Origin of the sequence: Pseudomonas sp. NFACC39-1 (assembly GCF_900110355.1) — a bacterium.
In the GTDB taxonomy this organism is placed as follows: Bacteria; Pseudomonadota; Gammaproteobacteria; order Pseudomonadales; family Pseudomonadaceae; genus Aquipseudomonas; species Aquipseudomonas tehranensis.
On sequence record NZ_FODL01000006.1, the window covers coordinates 362,759 to 386,393 of the forward strand.

Genomic DNA, 23,635 nt, shown 5'->3' on the forward strand with positions numbered 1-23,635 from the left:
CAACATCACCGCGAAGAAACCTCGACATTCGGCTCACGGATGACTTTTGAACGAACGCGCTTACCCGGCGCTCCTCGAGTTTCTGCGCATGCTTTAGCAAAGAAGAGAGTTAATCCGAATATGCCCACCCGCTCGAAGATCATCTACACCTTCACCGACGAAGCTCCCGCCCTCGCCACCTATTCGCTGCTGCCGATCGTCGAAGCCTTTACCGCCTCGGCCGACATCGCGGTGGAAACCCGCGATATCTCCCTTGCAGGGCGCATCCTGGCCAGCTTCCCCGAGCAACTGGGTGACAAAGCCGTCGCCGACCACCTCGCCGAACTGGGCGACCTGGCCGTGACGCCTGAAGCCAACATCATCAAGCTGCCGAACATCAGCGCCTCGGTGCCGCAACTGCAGGCCGCGATCAAGGAATTGCAGGCCCAGGGCTACGCACTGCCGGACTACCCGGAAACCGTGACCAGCGACGCCGAGAAAGACGCACGCGCCCGTTACGACAAGGTCAAGGGCAGCGCCGTGAACCCGGTCCTGCGTGAAGGCAACTCCGACCGCCGCGCTCCGCTGTCGGTCAAGAACTACGCGCGTAAGCACCCGCACAAAATGGGCGCCTGGGCAGCCGACTCCAAATCTCACGTGGCCCACATGAGCACTGGTGATTTCTACGGCAGCGAAAAAGCCGCCCTGATCGACGCCGCCGGCAGCGTGAAAATCGAGCTGATCGCTCAGGACGGCACTGCCACTGTCCTGAAGGAAAAAACCACCGTACAAGCCGGTGAGATCCTCGACTGCGCCGTGATGAGCAAGAACGCCCTGCGCGACTTCATCGCCGCTGAAATCGAAGACGCCAAGCAAAAAGGCGTGCTGCTGTCGGTCCATCTCAAGGCCACCATGATGAAGGTTTCCGACCCGATCATGTTCGGTCAGATCGTCGCCGAGTTCTACAAAGACGCCCTGGCCAAGCACGCACAAGTGCTGGAGCAGATCGGCTTCAACCTGAACAACGGCATCGGCGACCTGTACGCCCGCATCAAGGCCTTGCCGGCCGAGCAGCAGGCGCAGATCGAAGCCGACATCCAGGCGGTCTACGCGGCGCGCCCATCGCTGGCGATGGTCAACTCCGATAAAGGCATCACCAACCTGCACGTGCCGAGCGACGTCATCGTCGACGCCTCGATGCCGGCCATGATCCGTGACTCCGGCAAGATGTGGGGCACCGACGGCCAGTTGCACGACACCAAGGCGGTGATCCCGGATCGCTGCTACGCCACCATCTACCAGGCGGTGATCGAAGACTGCAAGCAACACGGCGCTTTCGATCCGACCACCATGGGCAGCGTGCCGAACGTCGGCCTGATGGCCAAGAAAGCCGAAGAGTACGGCTCCCACGACAAGACCTTCCAGATCAAGGCCGACGGCGTGGTCCGTGTTTCGGACAACACCGGTCGCACCCTGCTGGAGCAGAACGTCGAGGCGGGTGACATCTTCCGCATGTGCCAGACCAAGGACGCGCCAATCCAGGACTGGGTCAAGCTGGCCGTCAACCGTGCCCGCGCCAGCGCCACTCCAGCGATTTTCTGGCTGGACCCGATGCGCGCCCACGACGGCGTGGTGATCGAAAAAGTCCAGGCTTACCTGAAGGACTACGACACCGCCGGCCTGGACATCCGCATCATGTCGCCGGTCGACGCGATGAAGTTCACCCTGGCCCGCACCCGCGAAGGCAAGGACACCATTTCGGTGACCGGCAACGTGTTGCGCGACTACCTGACCGACCTGTTCCCGATCATGGAACTGGGCACCAGTGCCAAGATGCTGTCGATCGTGCCGCTGATGAACGGCGGTGGCCTGTTCGAAACCGGCGCCGGCGGCTCGGCACCCAAGCACGTTCAGCAGTTGCTGGAAGAAAACTTCCTGCGCTGGGATTCCCTGGGCGAGTTCCTGGCCCTGGCCGCGTCCCTTGAACACCTGGGCGTGACCTACAACAACCCTAAAGCCCTGGTGCTGGCCAAGACCCTGGACCAGGCCACCGGTGAGTTCCTGGACCGCAACAAGTCGCCTTCGCGCAAGGTCGGCGGCATCGACAACCGTGGCAGCCACTTCTACCTGACCCTGTTCTGGGCCCAGGCATTGGCCGCTCAAAACGACGACGCAGCCCTCAAGGCCCAGTTCACCGCCCTGGCCAAGACGCTGACCGACAACGAAGAAACAATCGTTGCCGAACTCAATGCCGTCCAAGGCAAACCGGTGGACATCGGCGGTTACTACTTCGCCAACCCGGAGCTGACCAGCAAGGCCATGCGCCCAAGCAACACCTTCAACGCGGCGATTGCTGCGCTGGTGTAAGGTTGTAAGGGAACACCACAAACCCCGGCCCTGGTGCCGGGGTTTGTGTTTTCAGACACAACACATTCCCCCTGTGGGAGCGAGCCTGCTCGCGATTGCGGTATAACATTCAATACTGATGCTGACTGACACACCGCTATCGCGAGCAGGCTCGCTCCCACATTTGACCGCGCTCAACCTTTGAATCGGGAACACTTCATGGACTGGAAACCCCACATCACCGTCGCCACCATCGTCGAAGACAACGGCCGCTTCCTGATGGTGGAAGAATCCAAGGGCGGACGGGCGGTGCTTAACCAGCCTGCAGGCCACCTGGACCCGAACGAAACCCTGATCGAAGCCGCCGTGCGCGAAACCCTGGAAGAAACCGGCTGGGACGTCGAGCCCACCGCCGTGGTAGGCATTTATCTGTACACCGCCCCCAGCAACGGCGTGACCTACCAACGCGTCTGTTTCGCCGCCAAAGCCTTGGAACACCACCCCGAGTATCAATTGGACGACGGCATCCTCGGCGCCAAGTGGCTGACCCGCAACGAGTTGCTCGAACAACGTGAACACTGGCGTAGCGAGCTGATCATCCGTTGCATCGACGATTATCTGGCCGGTCATCGCCACAGTCTGACGCTGATCCGTCCTTCTCTTTAGCCTTGCGCGTCCGGGCCTGATAGAATCGCGTCCTTTTTCAAGACACTCATTGAACTGCTATGCGTGATCCAGCCCCTTCTGACACCACCAACAAGCGCGTCATTGTCGGCATGTCCGGCGGCGTGGACTCTTCCGTTTCCGCCCTTCTGCTGATCGAGCAGGGTTATGAGGTGGAAGGCCTGTTCATGAAGAACTGGGAAGAAGACGACGGAACCGAATACTGCACCGCCATGGACGACCTGGCGGACGCCCAGGCCGTCTGCGACAGGATCGGCATCAAGCTGCACACCGCCAACTTCGCCGCCGAGTACTGGGACAACGTGTTCGAGCACTTCCTGGCCGAATACAAGGCCGGTCGTACGCCGAACCCGGACATCCTCTGCAACCGCGAAATCAAGTTCAAGGCATTCCTCGACTACGCCATGATGCTCGGCGCCGACCTGATCGCCACCGGTCACTATGTGCGCCGCCGCGACATCGATGGCCGCACCGAGCTGCTCAAGGGCCTGGACCCGAACAAGGATCAGAGCTACTTCCTGCACGCCGTCGGCGGCGAGCAGATCGCCAAGACCCTGTTCCCGGTGGGCGAGCTGGAAAAGCCGCAAGTGCGCGCGATCGCCGAAAAACACGCCCTGGCCACCGCCAAGAAGAAAGACTCCACCGGCATCTGCTTTATTGGTGAGAGGCGTTTCAGCGATTTCCTCAAGCAGTACCTGCCGGCCCAGCCAGGCGAAATCAAAACCACCGAAGGCGAAGTCATCGGCCGCCACCATGGCCTGATGTACCACACCATCGGCCAGCGCCAGGGCCTGGGCATCGGCGGACTCAAGGACGCCGGTGAAGAGCCGTGGTACGTGCTGGTCAAGGACCTGGAGCACAACGAGCTGATCGTCGGCCAGGGCAACGACCACCCATGGTTGTTCTCCCGCGCCCTGCTCGCCTCCGACATTTATTGGGTCAACCCGATCGACCTCAGCCAACCGCGCCGTCTGACGGCCAAGGTTCGCTACCGCCAGAGTGATCAACCCTGCATGCTGGAGAAAACCGCCACGGGCTATCGCGCAACATTCGATGACCCGCAACGAGCCGTCACACCCGGCCAGTCCGTGGTGTTCTACGATGGGGAAATCTGCCTGGGCGGCGGCGTGATCGAAGTCGCAGAGCCCTGGAGCAGCAAGGCATGAGCCCGACCCAGGAGCAACTGACGGCATTGGGCGGTGTATTTCTTGCCGCCGTGCTGGTGGACCGGATCGCCAAGACCGGCCAAGCCACCGAAGCGGGCCTGAGCTGCATGCTCGGCAGCCTGCTGATTCGTGATCCCAAGGACACACTTGAAGTCTATGGCGGCGACGACCTGAACCTGCGCGAGGGTTATCGCGCACTGATCGGCGCCCTGGAGCGCGACCCCAGCACCCTGCAACGCGAGCCGCTGCGCTACGCCCTGTCGATGCTGGGCCTCGAACGTCAATTGGCCAAGCGCGACGACCTGCTGGACACCATCGGCAATCGCCTGCCGCAGATTCAGTCCCAGGTTGAACACTTCGGTCCCGCCCACGAAAACGTCATCGCCGCTTGCGGTGCGCTGTACCAGGACACCCTGAGCACCTTGCGCCAGCGTATCCAGGTACACGGCGACATGCGCAATCTGCAACAACCGAGCAATGCCTCGAAGATCCGCGCCCTGTTGCTGGCCGGAATTCGCTCGGCGCGGTTGTGGCGGCAGTTGGGTGGTCATCGCTGGCAACTGGTGATCAGCCGACGCAAATTGCTGAAAGAGCTTTACCCGTTGATGCGCAACGAATAAATCGCATCGACCCGTTTTTTTGTGGCGAGGGAGCTTGCTGCCGCTGGACTTGTAGGAGCTGCCGAAGGCTGCGATCTTTTGACCTTTCGCTTGGGATTCAAGCGCCTGGAGAGATCGCAGCCTCGTTGCACTCGACAGCTCCTACGGCCCATCGGCAGCAAGCTCCCTCGCCACAAGTAATAAATAGTGTCCCATTACGCGTAATACGCCGGTCAGTTGGCGACGGACCGACGAATGTTTTCATGTATGATACGCGCCCCATTTCGTTGCCCGACTGTCCGAGAACACCCCATGCAGCTTTCTTCGCTCACTGCGGTTTCCCCTGTTGACGGCCGCTACGCCGGCAAAACCCAGGCCCTGCGCCCGATTTTCAGCGAGTACGGCCTGATCCGTGCCCGCGTTCTGGTTGAAGTGCGCTGGCTCCAGCGCCTTGCCGCTCACCCTGCCATCGGCGAAGTCCCGGCGTTTTCCGCGCAAGCCAACGCGGCGCTCAATGCCCTGGCTGAAAACTTTGTGCTGGAGCACGCCGAGCGCGTCAAAGAGATCGAGCGCACCACCAACCACGACGTCAAAGCCATCGAATACCTGCTCAAGGAGCAGGCGGCCAAGCTGCCGGAGCTGGCCAACGTCAGCGAATTCATCCACTTTGCCTGCACCAGCGAGGACATCAACAACCTGTCCCACGCCCTGATGCTGCGCGAAGGCCGTGATGACGTGATGCTGCCGCTGATGCGCCAGACCGCCCAGGCCATCCGCGAGCTGGCAATCCGCTTCGCCGACGTGCCGATGCTGTCGCGCACCCACGGTCAGCCGGCCTCGCCGACCACCCTGGGCAAAGAGCTGGCGAACGTGGTGTACCGTCTGGAGCGCCAGATCGCCCAGGTCGCCGCTGTGCCACTGCTGGGCAAGATCAACGGCGCCGTGGGCAACTACAACGCACACCTGTCGGCCTACCCGGACATCGACTGGGAAGCCAACGCCCGCGCCTTCATCGAAGACGAGCTGGGCCTGAGCTTCAACCCGTACACCACCCAGATCGAACCGCACGACTATATCGCCGAGCTGTTCGACGCGATCGCGCGCTTCAACACCATCCTGATCGACTTCGACCGTGACATCTGGGGCTACATCTCCCTGGGTTACTTCAAGCAACGCACCATCGCTGGCGAAATCGGTTCCTCGACCATGCCGCACAAGGTCAACCCGATCGACTTCGAAAACTCCGAAGGCAACCTGGGCATCGCCAACGCGCTGTTCCAGCACCTGGCGAGCAAGCTGCCGATTTCCCGCTGGCAGCGCGACCTGACCGACTCCACCGTACTGCGCAACCTGGGCGTCGGTTTTGCCCACAGCGTCATTGCCTATGAAGCCAGCCTCAAGGGCATCAGCAAGCTGGAACTGAACGAGCAGAAGATCGCCGCCGATCTGGACGCCTGCTGGGAAGTCCTCGCCGAGCCGATCCAGACCGTGATGCGTCGCTACAACATCGAAAACCCGTATGAAAAGCTCAAAGAACTGACCCGTGGCAAGGGCATCAGCCCTGAAGCGTTGCAGACTTTCATTGATGGCCTGGACATGCCTGCCGAGGCCCGCGCCGAGCTGAAAAAGCTCACGCCGGCCAACTACATCGGCAACGCAGCGGCACAAGCCAAGCGCATCTGATCCACCGTTTTGCCCTGAGACGCCCGGCCGCGCCGGGCGTTTTTATTCGCGTCTGAAAAGTATATTTTTTCAATAGGTTACACATGAATCCTGATATTCCTCTGCAACTCTTGGGCGGCATCACGGCACGGGAGTTCCTGCGCGACTACTGGCAGAAAAAACCACTGCTGATCCGCCAGGCGATTCCAGACTTCCAAAGCCCGATCGATGCCGACGAACTGGCCGGCCTGGCCCTGGAAGAAGAAGTCGAATCGCGCCTGGTCATCGAGCACGGCGAACGTCCCTGGGAATTGCGTCGCGGCCCGTTTGCCGAAGACGAATTCAGCAAACTGCCGGAGCGCGAGTGGACCCTGCTGGTGCAGGCGGTCGATCAGTTCGTACCCGAAGTCAGTGAACTGCTGGAAAACTTCCGCTTCCTGCCAAGCTGGCGCATCGACGATGTGATGATCAGCTTCGCCGCCCCGGGTGGCAGCGTCGGCCCGCATTTCGACAATTACGATGTATTCCTGCTGCAGGGCCATGGCCAGCGCAACTGGAAAATCGGCCAAATGTGCGACTCTGAGAGCCCGCTGCTGCAACACGCCGACCTGCGCATCCTCGCCGACTTCGAGGCCACCGACGAGTGGACCCTGGAACCGGGCGACATGCTTTACCTGCCGCCGCGCCTGGCCCACTGCGGCGTGGCCGTGGATGACTGCATGACCTACTCGGTAGGCTTCCGGGCGCCGAGCGCCGCCGAAGTGCTGACCCACTTCACCGACTTCCTCAGCCAGTTCCTGCCGGACGAAGAGCGCTACACCGACGCCGATGCGCGCCCGGTGGCCGATCCGCACCAGATCCAGCACGACGCCCTCGATCGCCTCAAGGGCCTGCTGGCAGAGCACATGAGCGACGAGCGTCTGCTGCTGACCTGGTTCGGCCAGTTCATGACCGAGCCGCGCTACCCGGAACTGGTGGTAGGCCCGGAACTGGAAGAAGACGACCTGCTGGCCGGCCTGGAACAGGGCGCCGTGATCATCCGCAACCCAAGCGCCCGCCTGGCCTGGTCGGAAGTCGATGATGACCTGCTGCTGTTTGCCAGCGGCCAGAGCCGTTATCTGCCGGGCAAGCTGCGCGACCTGCTGAAAATGATCTGCGCCGCCGACGCCCTGCACAGCGAAAACCTCGGCCCGTGGCTGGCGGACGAAGACGGTCGCGGCCTGATCTGCGAACTGGTCAAGCAAGGCAGCCTGGGGTTCGCTGATGAATAAAATTCACGTTCGTGTCGCAGACTGGCAAAAGGATAACGCCGAGATCCGGCGCATTCGTGAGACTGTGTTCATTGCCGAGCAATCCGTCCCGCCTGAACTGGAATGGGATGCCGATGACCAGGGCGCGGTGCATTTCCTGGCGTTTGAAGGCGACTTCCCCATCGGCACCGCTCGCCTGTTGACTGACGGCCATATCGGTCGCGTCTCGGTCCTCAAGGACTGGCGCGGCCTGAAGGTGGGTGACGCGCTGATGCACGCCGTGATCGCCGAAGCCGAGAAGCGCGGGCTCAAGCAACAGATGCTCAGCGCCCAGGTGCATGCCACGCCGTTCTACGAGCGACTGGGTTTTGCCGTGGTCAGCGAGGAGTTCCTGGAAGCCGGGATTCCTCATGTGGACATGGTGCGGCACTCGGCCTGACACCGTGGCGCGGGAGTTCGATCCCGCCAGGTGTAGGAGCTGGCGAAGCCTGCGATCTTTTGATTTTGCTCTTTTGCTTCAAACTCAATTGGCAATGGAAAGATCGCAGCCTCGTTGCACTCGTCAGCTCCTACAGGGTGGACCCCAGCGGGGATAAATCCCCTCGCCACAAGAGCATCATGCAACACCCCAAAACGCCCCGCCATCCACCGATGCCGGGGCGTTTTGCCGTCTACCATTCAACTTGCCCCATCCGGGGCCGACAAACTGGCAATATCAAGCCTTTGTCTCGCGGAGAAATGGACATGTCCTTACGCACCCTGCTCGCCACCCTGCTGCTCGGCTGCAGCCTGTCGGTGATGGCCGCCACTGAAATCGTCCCACTGAATTACCGGACCAGCGCCGACCTGTTACCGGTGGCGCAGAATTTCATCGGCAAGGACGGCCAGGTCAGCGCCTATGGCAACCAACTGATCGTCAACGCCGAGCCCGGCAAAATCGAAGAACTCAAGGCATTTCTCGCCCAACTGGACACCGCCCCCAAGCGCCTGTTGATCACGGTCGACACCAACGAAAACAACCTGCAGGGTGACCAGGGCTATTCGATCAACGGCGCCGCGCCCAGCCAGACCCGCATCATCAACCGCAGCACCGCCAGCCGCGAAGGCGGTGTGCAGCAGGTCCAGGCCAGTGAAGGCCAGCCGGCGCTGATTCAGGTCGGCCAGAGCGTGCCGTTCACCAGCAGCCAAACCGACAACTATGGCCGCCTGCAAAGCCAGACCGAATACCGCAACGTCACCCAGGGCTTTTATGTCACGGCCAGCGTCACCGGCGAGACCGTTCATCTGAACATCAGTACCAACCGTGACCGCATGAGCCAGGAGCGTCCCGATGTAGTGAACGTTCAAAGTACCGACACAACGGTCAGCGGCCGCTTGGGTGAATGGATCACCCTGGCCGGCGTCAATCGCCAGACCCAGGCCGATAAACAGGGGCTGAGCCGCAGCTACTCGACCCAAGGCCGGGACGACATGATTCTGCGGGTTAAGGTGGATACCCTGAACTGAAGCACCAAAAACTGACTGATGAGTCGTATTAGACCAAAGATGTAGTGCCACAAAAAAAGCACTACAAAACGTTTGACGAGCCAAAAAACCGAAGGCATGATGGCCTCGCTCCCGCTAATCAGGGGCCCTGGCAAGGGCCTTCGGGTCGACGCTTGCAACTACCCTGCGAGCCGATTCGTGTCTGTACCGCCCACAAGGTGTGTTTGACGAGGTTGCGACTGGAACGAAGTTGTCCCGAGGGACGGAAGCGTAACTAGGTAACCCGGCATCACTCTGAGTTCGTATAAAGGCCCACGACGCCCGAATGCGCCCGCAGTTCGCCTCTACCTGCTCACTTTCCCCTCGAGCCCATCGTTCATCCCGTCGCCTCCCCGCCTGAACCGACTTGACCGTCCAACCCCTGGTCGGCAGGAGCAGGAATTTTCCACCCCAGACCTATGCGACGAGGTTTATCTCCATGGCACTGACACGCGAACAGCAAATTGCAGCCCTTGAAAAAGATTGGGCTGAAAACCCGCGCTGGAAAGGCGTGAAGCGCAATTACTCCGCTGCTGACGTCGTCCGTCTGCGTGGCTCGGTTCAACCTGAGCACACTTTTGCGAAAATGGGCGCCGAGAAACTGTGGAACCTGGTCACCCAGGGCGCCAAGCCAGCCTTCCGTCCCGAGAAAGATTTCGTCAACTGCATGGGCGCCCTGACCGGCGGCCAGGCTGTACAGCAAGTCAAGGCCGGTATCCAGGCGATCTACCTGTCGGGCTGGCAAGTGGCTGCGGACAACAACTCCGCCGAGTCGATGTACCCGGACCAGTCGCTGTACCCGGTGGATTCGGTTCCCACCGTGGTCAAACGCATCAACAACTCGTTCCGTCGTGCCGACCAGATCCAGTGGAAAGCCGGCAAGAACCCAGGCGACGAAGGCTACATCGACTACTTCGCGCCAATCGTGGCCGACGCTGAAGCCGGTTTCGGCGGCGTACTGAACGCCTATGAGCTGATGAAGAGCATGATCGAAGCAGGCGCCGCCGGCGTTCACTTCGAAGACCAACTGGCTTCGGTGAAGAAATGCGGCCACATGGGCGGCAAAGTATTGGTGCCGACCCAGGAAGCCGTGCAGAAGCTCACCGCTGCCCGCCTGGCCGCCGACGTTGCCGGCGTACCGACCATCATCCTGGCCCGTACCGACGCCAACGCCGCTGACCTGCTGACTTCCGACTGCGACCCGTACGACCAGCCGTTCGTGACCGGCACCCGCACCCAGGAAGGCTTCTACAAGGTGCGCGCCGGTCTCGACCAGGCGATCGCCCGTGGTCTGGCCTACGCGCCGTACGCCGACCTGATCTGGTGCGAAACCGCCAAACCAGACCTGGACGAGGCGCGTCGCTTCGCCGAAGCGATCAAGAAGGAATACCCGGACCAACTGCTGTCGTACAACTGCTCGCCTTCCTTCAACTGGAAGAAAAACCTGGACGACGCGACCATCGCCAAGTTCCAGCGCGAACTGTCCGCCATGGGCTACAAGCACCAGTTCATCACCCTGGCCGGCATTCACAACATGTGGCACAGCATGTTCAACCTGGCGCACGACTACGCCCGCAACGACATGACCGCCTACGTGAAGCTGCAAGAGCAGGAGTTCGCTGACGCCGCCAAGGGCTACACCTTCGTGGCTCACCAGCAGGAAGTGGGCACCGGCTACTTCGACGACATGACCACCGTGATCCAGGGCGGCACCTCCTCGGTCACCGCGCTGACCGGCTCCACCGAAGAAGAGCAGTTTCACTGATCCTCGGCTTGCCTTGAGTCAACGGCCCTTGCGGACCGAATAAAAGCTAACCGCAAAGCCGACGTTCTGCAGCCCCGACTGGTTCGGGGCTTTTTTTTGCCTGCGTTTTTCTTACGTTTTTTACACTTTGAAGTGGCTGACCAACTGCTGCAACTGGTTACCCAGCCGCGCCAGTTCGATGCTTGAGGCCGCGGTTTCTTCGCTGGCTGAGGCGGTCTGTTCGGATACATCGCGCACGCTCAGAACACTGCGGCTGATTTCCTCCGCCACTGAGCTTTGTTGCACCGCGGCGGCGGCAATCTGCTGGTTCATGGCCTGGATACCAGAAACTGCCTGAGTGATGTTGCCCAGGGAGATGCCGGCCTTGCCGGCCAATTCCACGCTGCTGTCGGTCAGTTCGCGGCTGTTTCGCATGATACTCGACACCTGACGCGTGCCGTCCTGCAAGCCCGCCACCAGGCTCTCAATCTCTTCGGTGGAATGCTGGGTACGCTGGGCCAGCCCACGCACTTCGTCGGCGACCACGGCAAAACCGCGCCCGGCGTCACCCGCGCGAGCGGCCTCAATGGCGGCGTTGAGGGCCAACAAGTTGGTCTGCTCAGCCACCGCTCTGATCACGTCCATGATCTTGCCGATGCGCGCGCTTTCCTGTTCCAACTCATCCATGGCGTCGACTGAGCGCCCGACTTCGCTGGCCAAGCGCTCGATCTGAACGATGGCTTGCGCAACAACCTGGTCGCCAATACGGGCCTGTGCATCGGCCTCTGATGCGGCTGCGCAAGCTTGTTCGGCATTACGCGCGACCTCATGCACGGTAACCGACATTTCGTGCATGGCGGTCGCCACCTGATCGGTCTCGGTCTTCTGACTATTGACCCCGGCGCTGGTCTGCTCGGTGACGGCCGATAATTCTTCGGCGGCGCTGGCGATTTGGGTGACGCCATCGCGGATGCCACCGATCAGGTCGCGCAAGGTGGTGCCCATGCGCTGAATACCTTGCTGCAAGACACCCAGCTCATCACGACGAGTCACGATCATGTGTTGCGTGAGGTCGCCTGCCGCAATGCGATCGACCACAGCCAATGTGTCCTGCAACGGCCGCGTAATCTGGCGAGTGATGAGCATGGCAGCAAGAATTCCCAACAGCATCGCCAATGCAGTACAGCTCAACTGCAAGATACGGGACTGGGCGCTGTCTTCGTCACGGGAGGCCAGTTGGCTGGCATACATTTCGTCAGACAGGCGGGTGATGGTTTCCCCCAAATCAAGGGTGTCCTGCACAGCCTTGCCCATGGCCTGATTACTGGTCGTGAAGTTCTGCACCGAACGACGGTAAGCAATCAGCGCAGTTTCCAGTTGCTTGAAGGTGTCGGCATAGGTCGGGCCGAAAGCGCTGTTGAGCGCTTCGATGGTCTTGAACGCATTTTCGAGCTGGCGGGTGGCGGCTTGTTCTGTGGTGCTGTTGGGGTTGCCGGTATAACCACGCACTTCATAACGCACCAGCGCTACATCCTCTTTAGCTTTGAGGATGAGCTTATAAAGGTCAAAACGGCGCTCATCCGAGGCAGGCATTGCTTCTACGTCATTGATGACCTTGGCAATCAGCGCGGCGCCCTTGACCGCATTGACGCCCATCTCCTTGCGCATGGCTGCGTCATTGCGATACGCCTCACGCATCGTATTCAGTGCCACTTGATACTGCGTGCTGGCCTGCTCGATCAGGGCAAGTTTCTTCAGGTTTTCAGGTTTTCTCAGCTCTTTTGCGAGGCTTTTCTGCTGGGCGACAAACTGCTCCAGCGACGCCTGGATCAATGCACCCTTTTGTTCATCCCCTCGGTCCAACTGGTACTGCAAGCGAGCCCTGCGCAGGTGATCAAGACGGTTGCCAAGCTCGGTAATGCTGGTCATTCGATCAGTACGCTCGATCATCTTTCCCAGGCTGAACCAGCCGGTCGCGGCGAGAATAGCGGTCAGAAGCAGCACAACAGCAAAGCCCAAAGCCAGCTTGAGCATAACGCTCATATTCGCGATCCGAGAGTTCATGACATTCCTTGGGTATCAGCCGCGAACGATGGAAACTGACACGGCTATCTAAGAAGGGGGCGAAAATCTAACCAGTATTGATATAGATGATTAGATGAATGAAGCGTAAAGATAGCCATTTGATATCATCTCTTCAAGACCTTGGGCCCACCCTCGTGCCGATTTTTTTTGCTCGCAAAACGGTGTCGATTGAACGCGCGCCCCCCCGGCCCTAGGTTCTACGCGAGGTCAACTGAGCGACATCGATCGAACATCCCCGGTTTTTTCACCCGTTTTTTTTGAAGCAACCTACTCTGTAAGAGCAAGCCTGCATCTGTGGGAGCCAGGCTTGCCCGCGATGAACGATTGCGCAGTCTGCCTCGGGACAGCGTTGCCGGCATCGCGAGCAAGCTTGGCTCCCACAGGAGCAGTCCTAGGCAGATCCAACCTTCACCAAGCCCGCCCTCAAAAAAACTGCGGCGCACGGGTAGAAAAATTGATCGAAGGCAGTATTGGGCAGTCCGAAAAGGAGTAAAACGTCCGACGCTGACAATTGCAGTAGCGACGATGTAAGACAGCCTCTCGGACACGATACTAAGTGCACTGTAGAAAAGGCTGACTCAGATAATAATAATTATCATTTGGAAGTCATTATCATTGTTACATTCCGCACGAAATATAATTGATGAATAACCGCCCAATCCCCGCCCCGCCGGGGCCGCAGGGTCTTGGAGGTGCGCTATGTCCTTATTCCAATAAATAATTTCGCTACAGGAATTTTACTTGCCCGGTGTTTAGCCATAAAATCACCGCGATTGATTGCTGCGACATATCGTCACTGCGTTATTTCTTTTCAAGCTCAGAGACCTTTGCTCTCTGTTAAGGATTTCCAGCATGCCCGAAGCGACAGGACTCATGGCCCACAACTGGGGCTTTGCCATTTTCCTTCTGGGCGTTGTCGGCCTGTGTGCCTTCATGCTCGGCGTGTCGAGCCTGCTCGGGTCAAAAGCCTGGGGCCGCAGCAAAAATGAACCGTTCGAGTCCGGCATGCTGCCTACCGGTGGCGCCCGCTTGCGGCTCTCAGCCAAATTCTATCTGGTCGCGATGCTCTTCGTGATCTTCGATATCGAAGCCCTCTTTCTCTTTGCATGGTCTGTGTCCGTCCGCGAAAGCGGCTGGACCGGATTCGTCGAAGCTCTCGTTTTCATAGCAATTCTGTTGGCAGGTCTTGTCTACCTTTGGCGGGTGGGGGCTCTTGATTGGGCTCCGGAAGGTCGTCGTAAGCGGCAAGCGAAGCTGAAACAATGAGGCTTTGGCAATGCAATACAATCTCACCAGGATCGACCCCGATGCTCCTAACGAGCAGTATCCGATTGGCGAGCGGGAAACCGTTTCCGATCCGTTAGAAGATCAAGTCCACAAAAACATCTTCATGGGCAAGCTCGAAGACGTGCTGAACAGCACGGTCAACTGGGGTCGCAAGAACTCCCTGTGGCCGTACAACTTCGGCCTTTCGTGCTGCTACGTGGAAATGACCACCGCCTTCACGGCGCCCCACGACATCGCGCGCTTTGGCGCCGAGGTGATCCGGGCATCGCCGCGCCAGGCGGATTTCATGGTTATTGCCGGGACCTGCTTCATCAAGATGGCGCCGATCATCCAGCGTCTCTACGAGCAAATGCTCGAACCGAAGTGGGTTATCTCCATGGGTTCGTGCGCCAACTCCGGTGGCATGTACGACATCTATTCCGTCGTTCAAGGGGTGGACAAGTTCCTGCCCGTGGACGTCTACGTGCCTGGCTGCCCGCCTCGCCCTGAAGCGTTCCTGCAAGGCTTGATGCTGTTGCAGGAGTCGATTGGCCAGGAGCGTCGCCCACTGTCCTGGGTCGTTGGTGATCAAGGCGTCTATCGCGCCGAGATGCCATCGCAAAAGGAACAGCGCCGCGAACAGCGTATCGCAGTCACCAACCTGCGCAGCCCCGACGAAGTCTGATCCAGCTCTGCTCTGCATAAGAAACGAGAACCTGGCTTCATTCTTTACGTTGACCGAAAGCGATAAATAACCATGACTACAGGCAGTGCTCTGTACATCCCGCCTTACAAGGCAGACGACCAGGATGTGGTCGTCGAACTGAACAACCGTTTTGGCCCCGAGGCGTTCACCGCCCAGCCGACCCGCACCGGCATGCCGGTGCTTTGGGTTGCCCGCGCCAAACTCGTCGAAGTCCTGACGTTCCTGCGTAACCTGCCCAAGCCGTACGTCATGCTCTATGACCTGCATGGCGTGGACGAGCGTCTGCGCACCAAGCGTCAAGGGCTGCCCGACGGCGTCGATTTCACCGTGTTCTATCACCTGATGTCGATCGAGCGTAATAGTGACGTGATGATCAAGGTCGCCTTGTCCGAGAGCGACCTCAGCGTGCCGACCGTGACCGGTATCTGGCCGAACGCCAACTGGTACGAACGTGAAGTGTGGGACATGTTCGGGATCGATTTCCCCGGCCACCCGCACCTGACGCGCATCATGATGCCGCCAACCTGGGAAGGTCACCCGCTGCGCAAGGACTTCCCGGCCCGCGCCACCGAGTTCGATCCGTTCAGCCTGTCCCTGGCCAAGCAACAGCTCGAGGAAGAAGCCGCGCGCTTCAAGCCGGAAGACTGGGGCATGAAACGCTCCGGGGCGAACGAGGACTACATGTTCCTCAACCTGGGCCCGAACCACCCTTCGGCCCACGGTGCATTCCGCATCATCCTGCAGCTGGACGGCGAAGAAATCGTCGACTGCGTCCCGGACATCGGTTACCACCACCGTGGCGCCGAGAAGATGGGCGAGCGCCAGTCCTGGCACAGCTACATTCCCTACACCGACCGCATCGATTACCTCGGCGGCGTGATGAACAACCTGCCGTACGTGCTTTCGGTCGAAAAACTGGCCGGGATCAAGGTGCCGGAAAAGGTCGACGTCATCCGCATCATGATGGCCGAGTTCTTCCGGATCACCAGCCACCTGCTGTTCCTGGGCACCTACATCCAGGACGTGGGCGCCATGACCCCGGTGTTCTTCACCTTCACCGACCGCCAGAAGGCCTACACGGTGATCGAAGCCATCACCGGTTTCCGCCTGCACCCGGCCTGGTACCGCATCGGTGGCGTTGCCCACGACCTGCCGCGGGGTTGGGAAAAGCTGGTCAAGGATTTCGTCGAATGGATGCCCAAGCGCCTGGACGAATACACCAAGGCCGCCTTGCAGAACAGCATCCTCAAGGGCCGCACCATCGGGGTCGCCGCGTACAACACCAAAGAGGCCCTGGAATGGGGTGTCACCGGTGCGGGCCTGCGTTCCACCGGTTGCGACTTCGACCTGCGCAAGGCGCGCCCGTACTCCGGCTACGAAAACTTCGAATTCGAAGTACCGCTGGCAGCCAATGGTGATGCCTATGACCGCTGCATGGTTCGCGTCGAGGAGATGCGCCAGAGCATCAAGATCATCGACCAGTGCATGCGCAACATGCCGGAAGGCCCGTACAAGGCGGATCACCCGCTGACCACGCCGCCGCCCAAAGAGCGCACGCTGCAACACATCGAGACCCTGATCACGCACTTCCTGCAGGTTTCGTGGGGCCCGGTCATGCCGGCCAACGAATCCTTCCAGATGATCGAAGCGACCAAGGGCATCAACAGTTATTACCTGACGAGCGATGGCGGCACCATGAGCTACCGCACCCGGATTCGCACCCCAAGCTTCCCACACCTGCAACAGATCCCTTCGGTGATCAAAGGCAGCATGGTCGCGGATATGATTGCGTACCTGGGTAGTATCGATTTCGTTATGGCCGACGTGGACCGCTAAGCATGAATAGCACGCTTATCCAGACAGACCGTTTCGCCCTCAGCGAAACCGAGCGCTCGGCCATCGAGCACGAGCTGCATCACTACGAAGACCCGCGCGCGGCGTCGATCGAAGCCTTGAAGATCGTCCAGAAGGAACGTGGCTGGGTGCCTGATGGCGCGCTCTACGCCATCGGCGAGATCCTCGGCATCCCGGCCAGCGACGTCGAAGGTGTCGCCACCTTCTACAGCCAGATCTTCCGCCAGCCAGTGGGCCGCCACATCATTCGCGTCTGCGACAGCATGGTCTGCTACATCGGCGGCCACGAGTCCGTGGTCGGCGAGATCCAGAACAAGCTGGGCATCGGCCTGGGCCAGACCACCGCCGACGGTCGTTTCACGCTGTTGCCGGTGTGCTGCCTGGGCAACTGCGACAAGGCTCCGGCGCTGATGATCGACGACGACACCTTCGGTGACGTCCAGCCTGACGGCGTCGCCAAACTGCTGGAGGGCTACGTATGACCCTGACTTCCTTCGGGCCCGCCAACCGCATCCAGCGTTCGGCCGAAACCCATCCCCTGACCTGGCGTCTGCGTGACGACGGCGAAGCGGTATGGCTGGACGAATACCAGGCCAAGAATGGCTACGCCGCCGCGCGCAAGGCATTCAGCGACATGGCCCAGGACGACATCGTCCAGACCGTCAAAGACTCCGGCCTCAAGGGTCGCGGCGGTGCGGGCTTCCCCACTGGCGTGAAGTGGGGCCTGATGCCCAAGGACGAGTCCATCAACATCCGCTACCTGCTGTGCAACGCGGATGAAATGGAGCCCAACACCTGGAAAGACCGCATGCTGATGGAGCAACTGCCCCATCTGCTGATCGAAGGCATGCTGATCAGTGCCCGTGCGTTGAAAACCTACCGTGGCTACATCTTCCTGCGCGGCGAATACACCACCGCCGCCAAGCACCTGAACCGTGCCGTGGAAGAAGCTAAGGCCGCAGGCCTCTTGGGCAAGAACATCCTGGGCTCGGGCTTTGATTTCGAGCTGTTCGTCCACACCGGCGCCGGGCGTTACATCTGCGGGGAAGAAACCGCGCTGATCAACTCCCTGGAAGGCCGCCGCGCCAACCCGCGCTCCAAGCCGCCCTTCCCTGCCGCCGTCGGCGTGTGGGGCAAGCCGACCTGCGTGAACAACGTCGAGACCCTGTGCAACGTGCCGGCGATCATTGCCGACGGCGTGGACTGGTACAAATCCCTGGCCCGCGACGGCAGCGAAGACATGGGCACCAAGCTCATGGGCTTCTCCGGCAAGGTCAAGAACCCGGGCCTGTGGGAACTGCCATTCGGCGTCACCGGCCGCGAGCTGTTCGAAGACTACGCCGGCGGCATGCGCGACGGTTACAAGCTCAAGTGCTGGCAGCCCGGCGGCGCCGGCACCGGCTTCCTGTTGCCCGAACACCTGGACGCACAAATGTATGCCGGCGGCATCGCCAAGGTGGGTACCCGTATGGGCACCGGCCTGGCCATGGCGGTGGACGACAGCGTCAACATGGTGTCCCTGCTGCGCAACATGGAAGAGTTTTTCTCCCGTGAGTCGTGCGGTTTCTGCACCCCTTGCCGCGATGGCCTGCCCTGGAGCGTCAAGCTGCTGCGGGCCATTGAAAACGGCGAAGGCCAGGCCGGCGACATCGAGACCCTGCTGGGTCTGGTGGGTTTCCTCGGCCCGGGCAAGACCTTCTGTGCTCATGCACCGGGTGCCGTGGAGCCGTTGGGCAGCGCGATCAAATACTTCCGCTCTGAATTCGAGGCCGGCATCGCGCCAACGCGCGCCGGTGATCTCAATCAGGTGGTCACGCCGACCATGGTCGGCGCGTAACGACGCTTAAAAAGGCGAAGGGTCCGTGCCCTTCGCCTTTCGTTCGATGACGCCTTTTCACCAAGGCTGTTTGGATTCGGACGAATAACAAGATTCCATTAGCCACGCCCGCTGACACCGGGCCAACGAAGAACTTTGAACCATGGCCACTATCCACGTAGACGGCAAAGAGCTCGAAGTCGATGGCGCAGACAACCTGTTACAGGCATGTCTGTCCCTGGGCCTCGACATCCCTTATTTCTGCTGGCACCCCGCCCTTGGCAGCGTAGGCGCCTGTCGCCAATGCGCGGTCAAGCAGTACACCGACGAAAACGACAAGCGTGGTCGGATCGTCATGTCCTGCATGACCCCTGCCACCGACGGCAGCTGGATCTCCATCGACGACGAAGAAGCGAAAGTGTTTCGCGCCAGCGTCGTCGAATGGCTGATGACCAACCACCCCCACGACTGCCCGGTCTGTGAGGAAGGCGGTCACTGCCACCTGCAAGACATGACGGTGATGACCGGCCACAACGAGCGCCGTTATCGCTTCACCAAGCGCACCCACCAGAACCAGCAACTGGGCCCGTTCATCTCCCACGAGATGAACCGCTGCATCGCCTGCTACCGCTGCGTGCGTTTCTACAAGGACTACGCCGGCGGCACCGACCTGGGCGTGTTCGGCGCCCACGACAACGTGTACTTCGGTCGCGTTGAAGACGGCACCCTGGAAAGCGAGTTCTCCGGCAACCTCACCGAGGTCTGCCCGACCGGTGTGTTCACCGACAAGACTCACTCCGAGCGCTACAACCGCAAGTGGGACATGCAGTTCTCGCCAAGCATCTGCCATGGCTGCTCCAGCGGTTGCAATATTTCCCCGGGCGAACGCTACGGCGAACTGCGTCGCATCGAAAACCGCTTCAACGGTTCGGTCAACCAGTACTTCCTGTGCGACCGTGGCCGCTTCGGCTACGGCTACGTCAACCGCACCGATCGCCCGCGTCAGCCACTGCTGGCGGGCGGCGCCAAGCTGAGCCTGGACGAAGCACTGGATAAAGCCGCCGACCTGCTGCGCGGTCGCAACATCGTCGGCATCGGTTCGCCACGGGCCAGCCTGGAAAGCAACTACTCCCTGCGTGAACTGGTCGGCGCCGAGCACTTCTACAGCGGCATCGAAGCAGGCGAGCTGGAACGCATTCGCCTGGTGCTGCAAGTGCTCAAGGACAGCCCGCTGCCCGTGCCGACGATGCGCGACATCGAAGACCACGACGCCGTGTTCGTCCTTGGCGAAGACCTGACCCAGACGGCCGCGCGCATGGCCCTGGCCCTGCGCCAGTCGGTCAAGGGCAAGGCCGAAGACATGGCCGACGCCATGCGCGTGCAGCCATGGCTCGACGCGGCCGTGAAGAACATCGGCCAGCACGCGCTTAACCCGCTGTTCATTGCCAGCCTGGCGGAAACCAAGCTCGACGACGTCGCCGAAGAATGTGTCCACGCAGCTCCCGACGACCTGGCGCGCATCGGTTTTGCCGTGGCCCACGCCCTGGACGCCAGCGCCCCGGCCGTCGAAGGCCTGGACAGCGAAGCAGCCGCCCTCGCCCAGCGTATCGCCGACGCCCTGCTGGCGGCCAAACGCCCATTGATCATTGCCGGCACCTCGTTGGGTTCCAAGGCGCTGATCGAAGCCGCCGCCAACATCGCCAAGGCACTGAAGCTGCGCGAGAAGAACGGTTCCATCAGCCTGATCGTGCCGGAAGCCAACAGCCTCGGCCTGGCCATGCTCGGCGGCGAATCGCTGGACGCAGCGCTGCAAGCGGTGATCGACGGCAGCGCCGACGCCATCGTGGTGCTGGAAAACGACCTGTACACCCGCACTGACAAAGCCCGGGTAGACGCTGCCCTGAGTGCAGCGAAAGTGCTGATCGTTGCCGACCACCAGAAAACCGCCACCACCGACCGCGCCCACCTGGTGCTGCCGGCGGCAAGCTTCGCCGAAGGCGACGGTACGCTGGTCAGCCAGGAAGGTCGCGCCCAGCGCTTCTTCCAGGTGTTCGACCCGACTTATCTGGACGCCAGCATCCTGGTCCATGAAGGCTGGCGCTGGCTGCATGCCCTGCGCGCCACCCTGCTGAACCAGCCGATCGACTGGACGCAACTGGACCATGCCACCGCCGCCGTCGCTTCGAGCAGCCCGCAACTGGCTCGCATCGTCGATGCCGCGCCATCGGCCGCATTCCGCATCAAGGGCCTGAAGCTGGCCCGCGAACCGCTGCGCTACTCCGGTCGCACCGCGATGCGCGCCGACATCAGCGTCCACGAACCACGGACCTCCCAGGACAACGACACTGCGTTCTCGTTCTCCATGGAAGGTTACTCGGGCTCCGCCGAACCGCGCTCGCAAGTGCCGTTCGCCTGGTCGCCGGGCTGGAACTCGCCGCAAGCCTGGAACAAGTTCCAGGACGAAGTCGGCGGTCACCTGCGTGCCGGTGACCCGGGCACTCGCCTGATCGAAAGCCAGGGCGATGGCCTGAGCTGGTTCGCCAGCGTGCCGCGCGCCTTCAACCCGGCACCGGGCACCTGGCAGGTCGTACCGTTCCATCACCTGTTCGGCAGTGAAGAGAATTCTTCCAAAGCCGCTCCGGTCCAGGAACGCATCCCGACCGCCTACGTGTCGCTGGCCAAGTCCGAAGCCGATCGCCTGGGCGTCAACGACGGTGCCCTGCTGAGCCTGAACGTCGCGGGCCAGACCTTGCGTCTGCCGCTGCGCATCAATGAAGAACTGGGCGCCGGCCTGGTGGCCCTGCCGGCCGGCCTGGCGGGTATTCCACCGGCGATATTCGGCAAAACCGTCGACGGTCTGCAGGAGGCAGCGCAATGAGCTGGTTTACCCCTGAAGTGATCGACGTGATCCTGACGGTTCTCAAGGCCATCGTGATCCTGCTGGCCGTGGTGGTCTGCGGTGCGCTGCTGAGTTTCGTCGAACGTCGCCTGCTGGGCTGGTGGCAGGACCGTTACGGTCCGAACCGCGTCGGCCCGTTCGGCATGTTCCAGATCGCCGCCGACATGATCAAGATGTTCTTCAAGGAAGACTGGACGCCGCCGTTTGCCGACAAGGTGATCTTCACCCTGGCACCGGTCGTGGCCATGAGCGCCTTGCTGATCGCCTTCGCGATCATCCCGATCACCCCGACCTGGGGCGTGGCGGACCTGAACATCGGCCTGCTGTTCTTCTTCGCCATGGCGGGTCTGTCGGTGTATGCGGTGCTGTTCGCCGGCTGGTCGAGCAACAACAAGTTCGCCCTGCTGGGCAGCCTGCGGGCCTCGGCCCAGACCGTGTCCTACGAAGTGTTCATGGGCCTGGCGCTCATGGGCGTGGTGGTCCAGGCCGGCTCGTTCAACATGCGCGACATCGTCGAGTACCAGGCCCAGAACCTGTGGTTCATCATTCCGCAGTTCTTCGGTTTCTGTACCTTCTTCGTGGCCGGCGTGGCCGTGACTCACCGTCACCCCTTCGACCAACCGGAAGCGGAACAGGAATTGGCCGACGGTTATCACATCGAATATGCCGGCATGAAATGGGGCATGTTTTTCGTCGGTGAATACATCGGCATCATCCTGATCTCGGCGCTGCTGGTGACGTTGTTCTTCGGTGGCTGGCACGGTCCGTTCGGCATCCTGCCGCAACTGTCCTTCGTCTGGTTCGCCCTGAAGACCGCGTTTTTCATCATGCTGTTCGTCCTGCTGCGCGCCTCGATCCCGCGCCCGCGCTACGACCAGGTGATGGACTTCAGCTGGAAATTCTGCCTGCCGCTGACCCTGATCAATTTGCTGGTGACCGCTGCGATCGTGTTGATGAACACGCCTGCGGCCGCGGTTCAGTGAGGATTTGACCCATGTTCAAATATATTGGCGACATCGTTAAGGGTACCGGTACCCAACTGCGAAGCCTGGTCATGATCTTCGGCCATGGCTTTCGCAAGCGCGACACCCTGCAATACCCGGAAGAAGCGGTCTACCTGCCGCCGCGTTATCGCGGCCGCATCGTCCTGACCCGCGACCCCGACGGCGAAGAACGCTGCGTAGCCTGCAACCTGTGCGCCGTAGCGTGCCCGGTGGGCTGCATCTCGTTGCAGAAAGCCGAAACCGAAGACGGTCGCTGGTACCCGGACTTCTTCCGTATCAACTTCTCGCGCTGCATTTTCTGCGGCCTCTGCGAGGAAGCGTGCCCGACCACCGCGATCCAGCTCACACCGGATTTCGAAATGGCCGAGTTCAAACGTCAGGACCTGGTGTACGAGAAAGAAGATCTGCTGATTTCCGGTCCCGGTAAAAACCCTGATTACAACTTCTATCGTGTTGCAGGTATGGCCATTGCCGGTAAGCCAAAAGGCGCCGCGCAAAATGAAGCCGAACCGATCAACGTGAAGAGCTTGCTGCCTTAAGGAAGAAAGATGGAATTCGCTTTCTATTTCGCATCGGGTATCGCGGTGGTCTCCACGCTTCGAGTGGTCACCAACACCAACCCCGTGCACGCCCTGCTCTACCTGATCATCTCGCTGATCGCCGTGGCCATGACCTTCTTCAGCCTCGGTGCGCCGTTTGCCGGTGCGCTGGAAGTGATCGCCTACGCCGGCGCCATCATGGTGCTGTTCGTGTTCGTGGTGATGATGCTGAACCTGGGCCCGGCCTCGGTGCAGCAAGAACGCTCCTGGCTCAAGCCGGGCATCTGGGCCGGGCCGGTGATTCTCGCCGCGCTGCTGCTGGGTGAACTGCTGTATGTGCTGTTCGCTCATCAGAGCGGCCAGGCCATCGGCCACACCACCGTAGACGCCAAGGCCGTGGGCATCAGCCTGTTCGGCCCGTATCTGCTGGTGGTCGAACTCGCCTCGATGCTGCTGCTTGCCGCAGCCGTCACGGCGTTCCATTTGGGCCGTAACGAGGCGAAGGAGTAATC

Annotated in this window: 19 protein-coding genes and 1 pseudogene; 18 read left to right on the forward strand and 2 right to left on the reverse strand. The window is 60.8% G+C overall.

Annotation, left to right across the window (positions count from 1 at the left end):
- The first annotated feature begins 120 nt into the window (after nt 1-120).
- The 9 genes from BMY45_RS15890 (at nt 121) to aceA (ending at nt 10,975) form a co-directional block, all read left to right on the forward strand.
- Nucleotides 121-2,346: an NADP-dependent isocitrate dehydrogenase gene (locus BMY45_RS15890; protein WP_092399193.1), complete on the forward strand. Its 2,226-nt coding sequence runs from the start codon at nt 121-123 to the stop codon at nt 2,344-2,346.
- Between the two features lie 198 nt (nt 2,347-2,544).
- The gene (locus BMY45_RS15895) at nt 2,545-2,991 is read left to right on the forward strand and encodes an NUDIX hydrolase (protein WP_092399195.1); all 447 of its coding nucleotides are present in this window, start codon (nt 2,545-2,547) and stop codon (nt 2,989-2,991) included.
- A 59-nt stretch (nt 2,992-3,050) separates the two neighbouring features.
- The gene (gene mnmA / locus BMY45_RS15900; protein ID WP_047227726.1) at nt 3,051-4,175 is read left to right on the forward strand and encodes a tRNA 2-thiouridine(34) synthase MnmA; all 1,125 of its coding nucleotides are present in this window, start codon (nt 3,051-3,053) and stop codon (nt 4,173-4,175) included.
- The gene (hflD, locus tag BMY45_RS15905; protein ID WP_047227727.1) at nt 4,172-4,795 is read left to right on the forward strand and encodes a high frequency lysogenization protein HflD; all 624 of its coding nucleotides are present in this window, start codon (nt 4,172-4,174) and stop codon (nt 4,793-4,795) included. The genes mnmA and hflD overlap by 4 nt, the downstream gene beginning before the upstream one ends.
- Nucleotides 4,796-5,086: 291 nt before the next feature.
- Entirely contained in the window at nt 5,087-6,457 is a 1,371-nt protein-coding gene (purB, locus tag BMY45_RS15910) for an adenylosuccinate lyase (RefSeq protein WP_092399197.1), read from the forward strand.
- An 83-nt stretch (nt 6,458-6,540) separates the two neighbouring features.
- Nucleotides 6,541-7,707 carry a ribosomal protein uL16 3-hydroxylase gene (locus BMY45_RS15915; RefSeq protein WP_047227729.1) on the forward strand — a complete coding sequence of 389 codons (1,167 nt, stop codon included), beginning with the start codon at nt 6,541-6,543 and terminating at the stop codon, nt 7,705-7,707.
- A complete protein-coding gene (locus BMY45_RS15920; protein WP_092399199.1) occupies nt 7,700-8,125 on the forward strand; it encodes a GNAT family N-acetyltransferase in 426 nt (141 codons plus the stop codon). The genes BMY45_RS15915 and BMY45_RS15920 overlap by 8 nt, the downstream gene beginning before the upstream one ends.
- A gap of 305 nt (nt 8,126-8,430) precedes the next feature.
- Nucleotides 8,431-9,192, forward strand: a complete 762-nt coding sequence (locus BMY45_RS15925) for a secretin N-terminal domain-containing protein (protein ID WP_092399201.1) — start codon at nt 8,431-8,433, stop codon at nt 9,190-9,192.
- Between the two features lie 457 nt (nt 9,193-9,649).
- Nucleotides 9,650-10,975 carry an isocitrate lyase gene (gene aceA / locus BMY45_RS15930; RefSeq protein WP_014337679.1) on the forward strand — a complete coding sequence of 442 codons (1,326 nt, stop codon included), beginning with the start codon at nt 9,650-9,652 and terminating at the stop codon, nt 10,973-10,975.
- Between the two features lie 120 nt (nt 10,976-11,095).
- On the opposite strand, the gene BMY45_RS28650 is transcribed toward aceA, so the two are convergent.
- Nucleotides 11,096-12,013, reverse strand: coding sequence for a methyl-accepting chemotaxis protein (locus BMY45_RS28650; protein ID WP_371913959.1), 918 nt, complete (start codon nt 12,011-12,013; stop codon nt 11,096-11,098).
- Nucleotides 11,999-13,018, reverse strand: a pseudogene (locus BMY45_RS28655) (methyl-accepting chemotaxis protein); the annotation flags it as partial. The pseudogene BMY45_RS28655 and the gene BMY45_RS28650, both read right to left, overlap by 15 nt.
- Nucleotides 13,019-13,891: 873 nt before the next feature.
- On the opposite strand from BMY45_RS28655, the gene BMY45_RS15940 reads away from it, so the two are divergent.
- From BMY45_RS15940 to nuoJ, 9 genes are all read left to right on the forward strand, one after another.
- A complete protein-coding gene (locus BMY45_RS15940) occupies nt 13,892-14,305 on the forward strand; it encodes an NADH-quinone oxidoreductase subunit A (protein ID WP_011062185.1) in 414 nt (137 codons plus the stop codon).
- Between the two features lie 10 nt (nt 14,306-14,315).
- Complete coding sequence (locus tag BMY45_RS15945; protein WP_024779314.1) at nt 14,316-14,990, forward strand: NuoB/complex I 20 kDa subunit family protein; 675 nt, start codon at nt 14,316-14,318, stop codon at nt 14,988-14,990.
- A gap of 72 nt (nt 14,991-15,062) precedes the next feature.
- Complete coding sequence (gene nuoC / locus BMY45_RS15950) at nt 15,063-16,847, forward strand: NADH-quinone oxidoreductase subunit C/D (protein WP_092399205.1); 1,785 nt, start codon at nt 15,063-15,065, stop codon at nt 16,845-16,847.
- A gap of 2 nt (nt 16,848-16,849) precedes the next feature.
- The gene (nuoE, locus tag BMY45_RS15955; protein WP_003203372.1) at nt 16,850-17,347 is read left to right on the forward strand and encodes an NADH-quinone oxidoreductase subunit NuoE; all 498 of its coding nucleotides are present in this window, start codon (nt 16,850-16,852) and stop codon (nt 17,345-17,347) included.
- Complete coding sequence (nuoF, locus tag BMY45_RS15960; protein ID WP_092399207.1) at nt 17,344-18,702, forward strand: NADH-quinone oxidoreductase subunit NuoF; 1,359 nt, start codon at nt 17,344-17,346, stop codon at nt 18,700-18,702. The genes nuoE and nuoF overlap by 4 nt, the downstream gene beginning before the upstream one ends.
- Before the next feature lie 142 nt (nt 18,703-18,844).
- Nucleotides 18,845-21,559: an NADH-quinone oxidoreductase subunit NuoG gene (gene nuoG / locus BMY45_RS15965; protein WP_092399209.1), complete on the forward strand. Its 2,715-nt coding sequence runs from the start codon at nt 18,845-18,847 to the stop codon at nt 21,557-21,559.
- Nucleotides 21,556-22,563: an NADH-quinone oxidoreductase subunit NuoH gene (gene nuoH, locus BMY45_RS15970; protein WP_047227737.1), complete on the forward strand. Its 1,008-nt coding sequence runs from the start codon at nt 21,556-21,558 to the stop codon at nt 22,561-22,563. The genes nuoG and nuoH overlap by 4 nt, the downstream gene beginning before the upstream one ends.
- 11 nt (nt 22,564-22,574) lie before the next feature.
- Nucleotides 22,575-23,123: an NADH-quinone oxidoreductase subunit NuoI gene (gene nuoI / locus BMY45_RS15975; RefSeq protein ID WP_047227738.1), complete on the forward strand. Its 549-nt coding sequence runs from the start codon at nt 22,575-22,577 to the stop codon at nt 23,121-23,123.
- Nucleotides 23,124-23,132: 9 nt separating this feature from the next.
- Nucleotides 23,133-23,633 (forward strand): NADH-quinone oxidoreductase subunit J, encoded by a 501-nt coding sequence (nuoJ, locus tag BMY45_RS15980; RefSeq protein WP_047227739.1) that lies wholly within the window; start codon nt 23,133-23,135, stop codon nt 23,631-23,633.
- Nucleotides 23,634-23,635 lie beyond the last annotated feature (2 nt).

What these genes read in the sequence shown, in the direction of transcription:
- mnmA (WP_047227726.1), top strand. Translation starts at nt 3,051, where the DNA reads ATGCGTGATCCAGCCCCTTCTGACACCACCAACAAGCGCGTCATTGTC.
- BMY45_RS15895 (WP_092399195.1), top strand. Translation starts at nt 2,545, where the DNA reads ATGGACTGGAAACCCCACATCACCGTCGCCACCATCGTCGAAGACAAC.
- BMY45_RS15920 (WP_092399199.1), top strand. Translation starts at nt 7,700, where the DNA reads ATGAATAAAATTCACGTTCGTGTCGCAGACTGGCAAAAGGATAACGCC.
- nuoF (WP_092399207.1), top strand. Translation starts at nt 17,344, where the DNA reads ATGACCCTGACTTCCTTCGGGCCCGCCAACCGCATCCAGCGTTCGGCC.
- BMY45_RS15915 (WP_047227729.1), top strand. Translation starts at nt 6,541, where the DNA reads ATGAATCCTGATATTCCTCTGCAACTCTTGGGCGGCATCACGGCACGG.
- nuoC (WP_092399205.1), top strand. Translation starts at nt 15,063, where the DNA reads ATGACTACAGGCAGTGCTCTGTACATCCCGCCTTACAAGGCAGACGAC.
- purB (WP_092399197.1), top strand. Translation starts at nt 5,087, where the DNA reads ATGCAGCTTTCTTCGCTCACTGCGGTTTCCCCTGTTGACGGCCGCTAC.
- nuoJ (WP_047227739.1), top strand. Translation starts at nt 23,133, where the DNA reads ATGGAATTCGCTTTCTATTTCGCATCGGGTATCGCGGTGGTCTCCACG.
- BMY45_RS15890 (WP_092399193.1), top strand. Translation starts at nt 121, where the DNA reads ATGCCCACCCGCTCGAAGATCATCTACACCTTCACCGACGAAGCTCCC.
- aceA (WP_014337679.1), top strand. Translation starts at nt 9,650, where the DNA reads ATGGCACTGACACGCGAACAGCAAATTGCAGCCCTTGAAAAAGATTGG.
- nuoH (WP_047227737.1), top strand. Translation starts at nt 21,556, where the DNA reads ATGAGCTGGTTTACCCCTGAAGTGATCGACGTGATCCTGACGGTTCTC.
- BMY45_RS15940 (WP_011062185.1), top strand. Translation starts at nt 13,892, where the DNA reads ATGCCCGAAGCGACAGGACTCATGGCCCACAACTGGGGCTTTGCCATT.
- BMY45_RS15945 (WP_024779314.1), top strand. Translation starts at nt 14,316, where the DNA reads ATGCAATACAATCTCACCAGGATCGACCCCGATGCTCCTAACGAGCAG.
- nuoG (WP_092399209.1), top strand. Translation starts at nt 18,845, where the DNA reads ATGGCCACTATCCACGTAGACGGCAAAGAGCTCGAAGTCGATGGCGCA.
- BMY45_RS28650 (WP_371913959.1), bottom strand. Translation starts at nt 12,013, where the DNA reads ATGATCGTGACTCGTCGTGATGAGCTGGGTGTCTTGCAGCAAGGTATT.
- nuoI (WP_047227738.1), top strand. Translation starts at nt 22,575, where the DNA reads ATGTTCAAATATATTGGCGACATCGTTAAGGGTACCGGTACCCAACTG.
- hflD (WP_047227727.1), top strand. Translation starts at nt 4,172, where the DNA reads ATGAGCCCGACCCAGGAGCAACTGACGGCATTGGGCGGTGTATTTCTT.
- BMY45_RS15925 (WP_092399201.1), top strand. Translation starts at nt 8,431, where the DNA reads ATGTCCTTACGCACCCTGCTCGCCACCCTGCTGCTCGGCTGCAGCCTG.
- nuoE (WP_003203372.1), top strand. Translation starts at nt 16,850, where the DNA reads ATGAATAGCACGCTTATCCAGACAGACCGTTTCGCCCTCAGCGAAACC.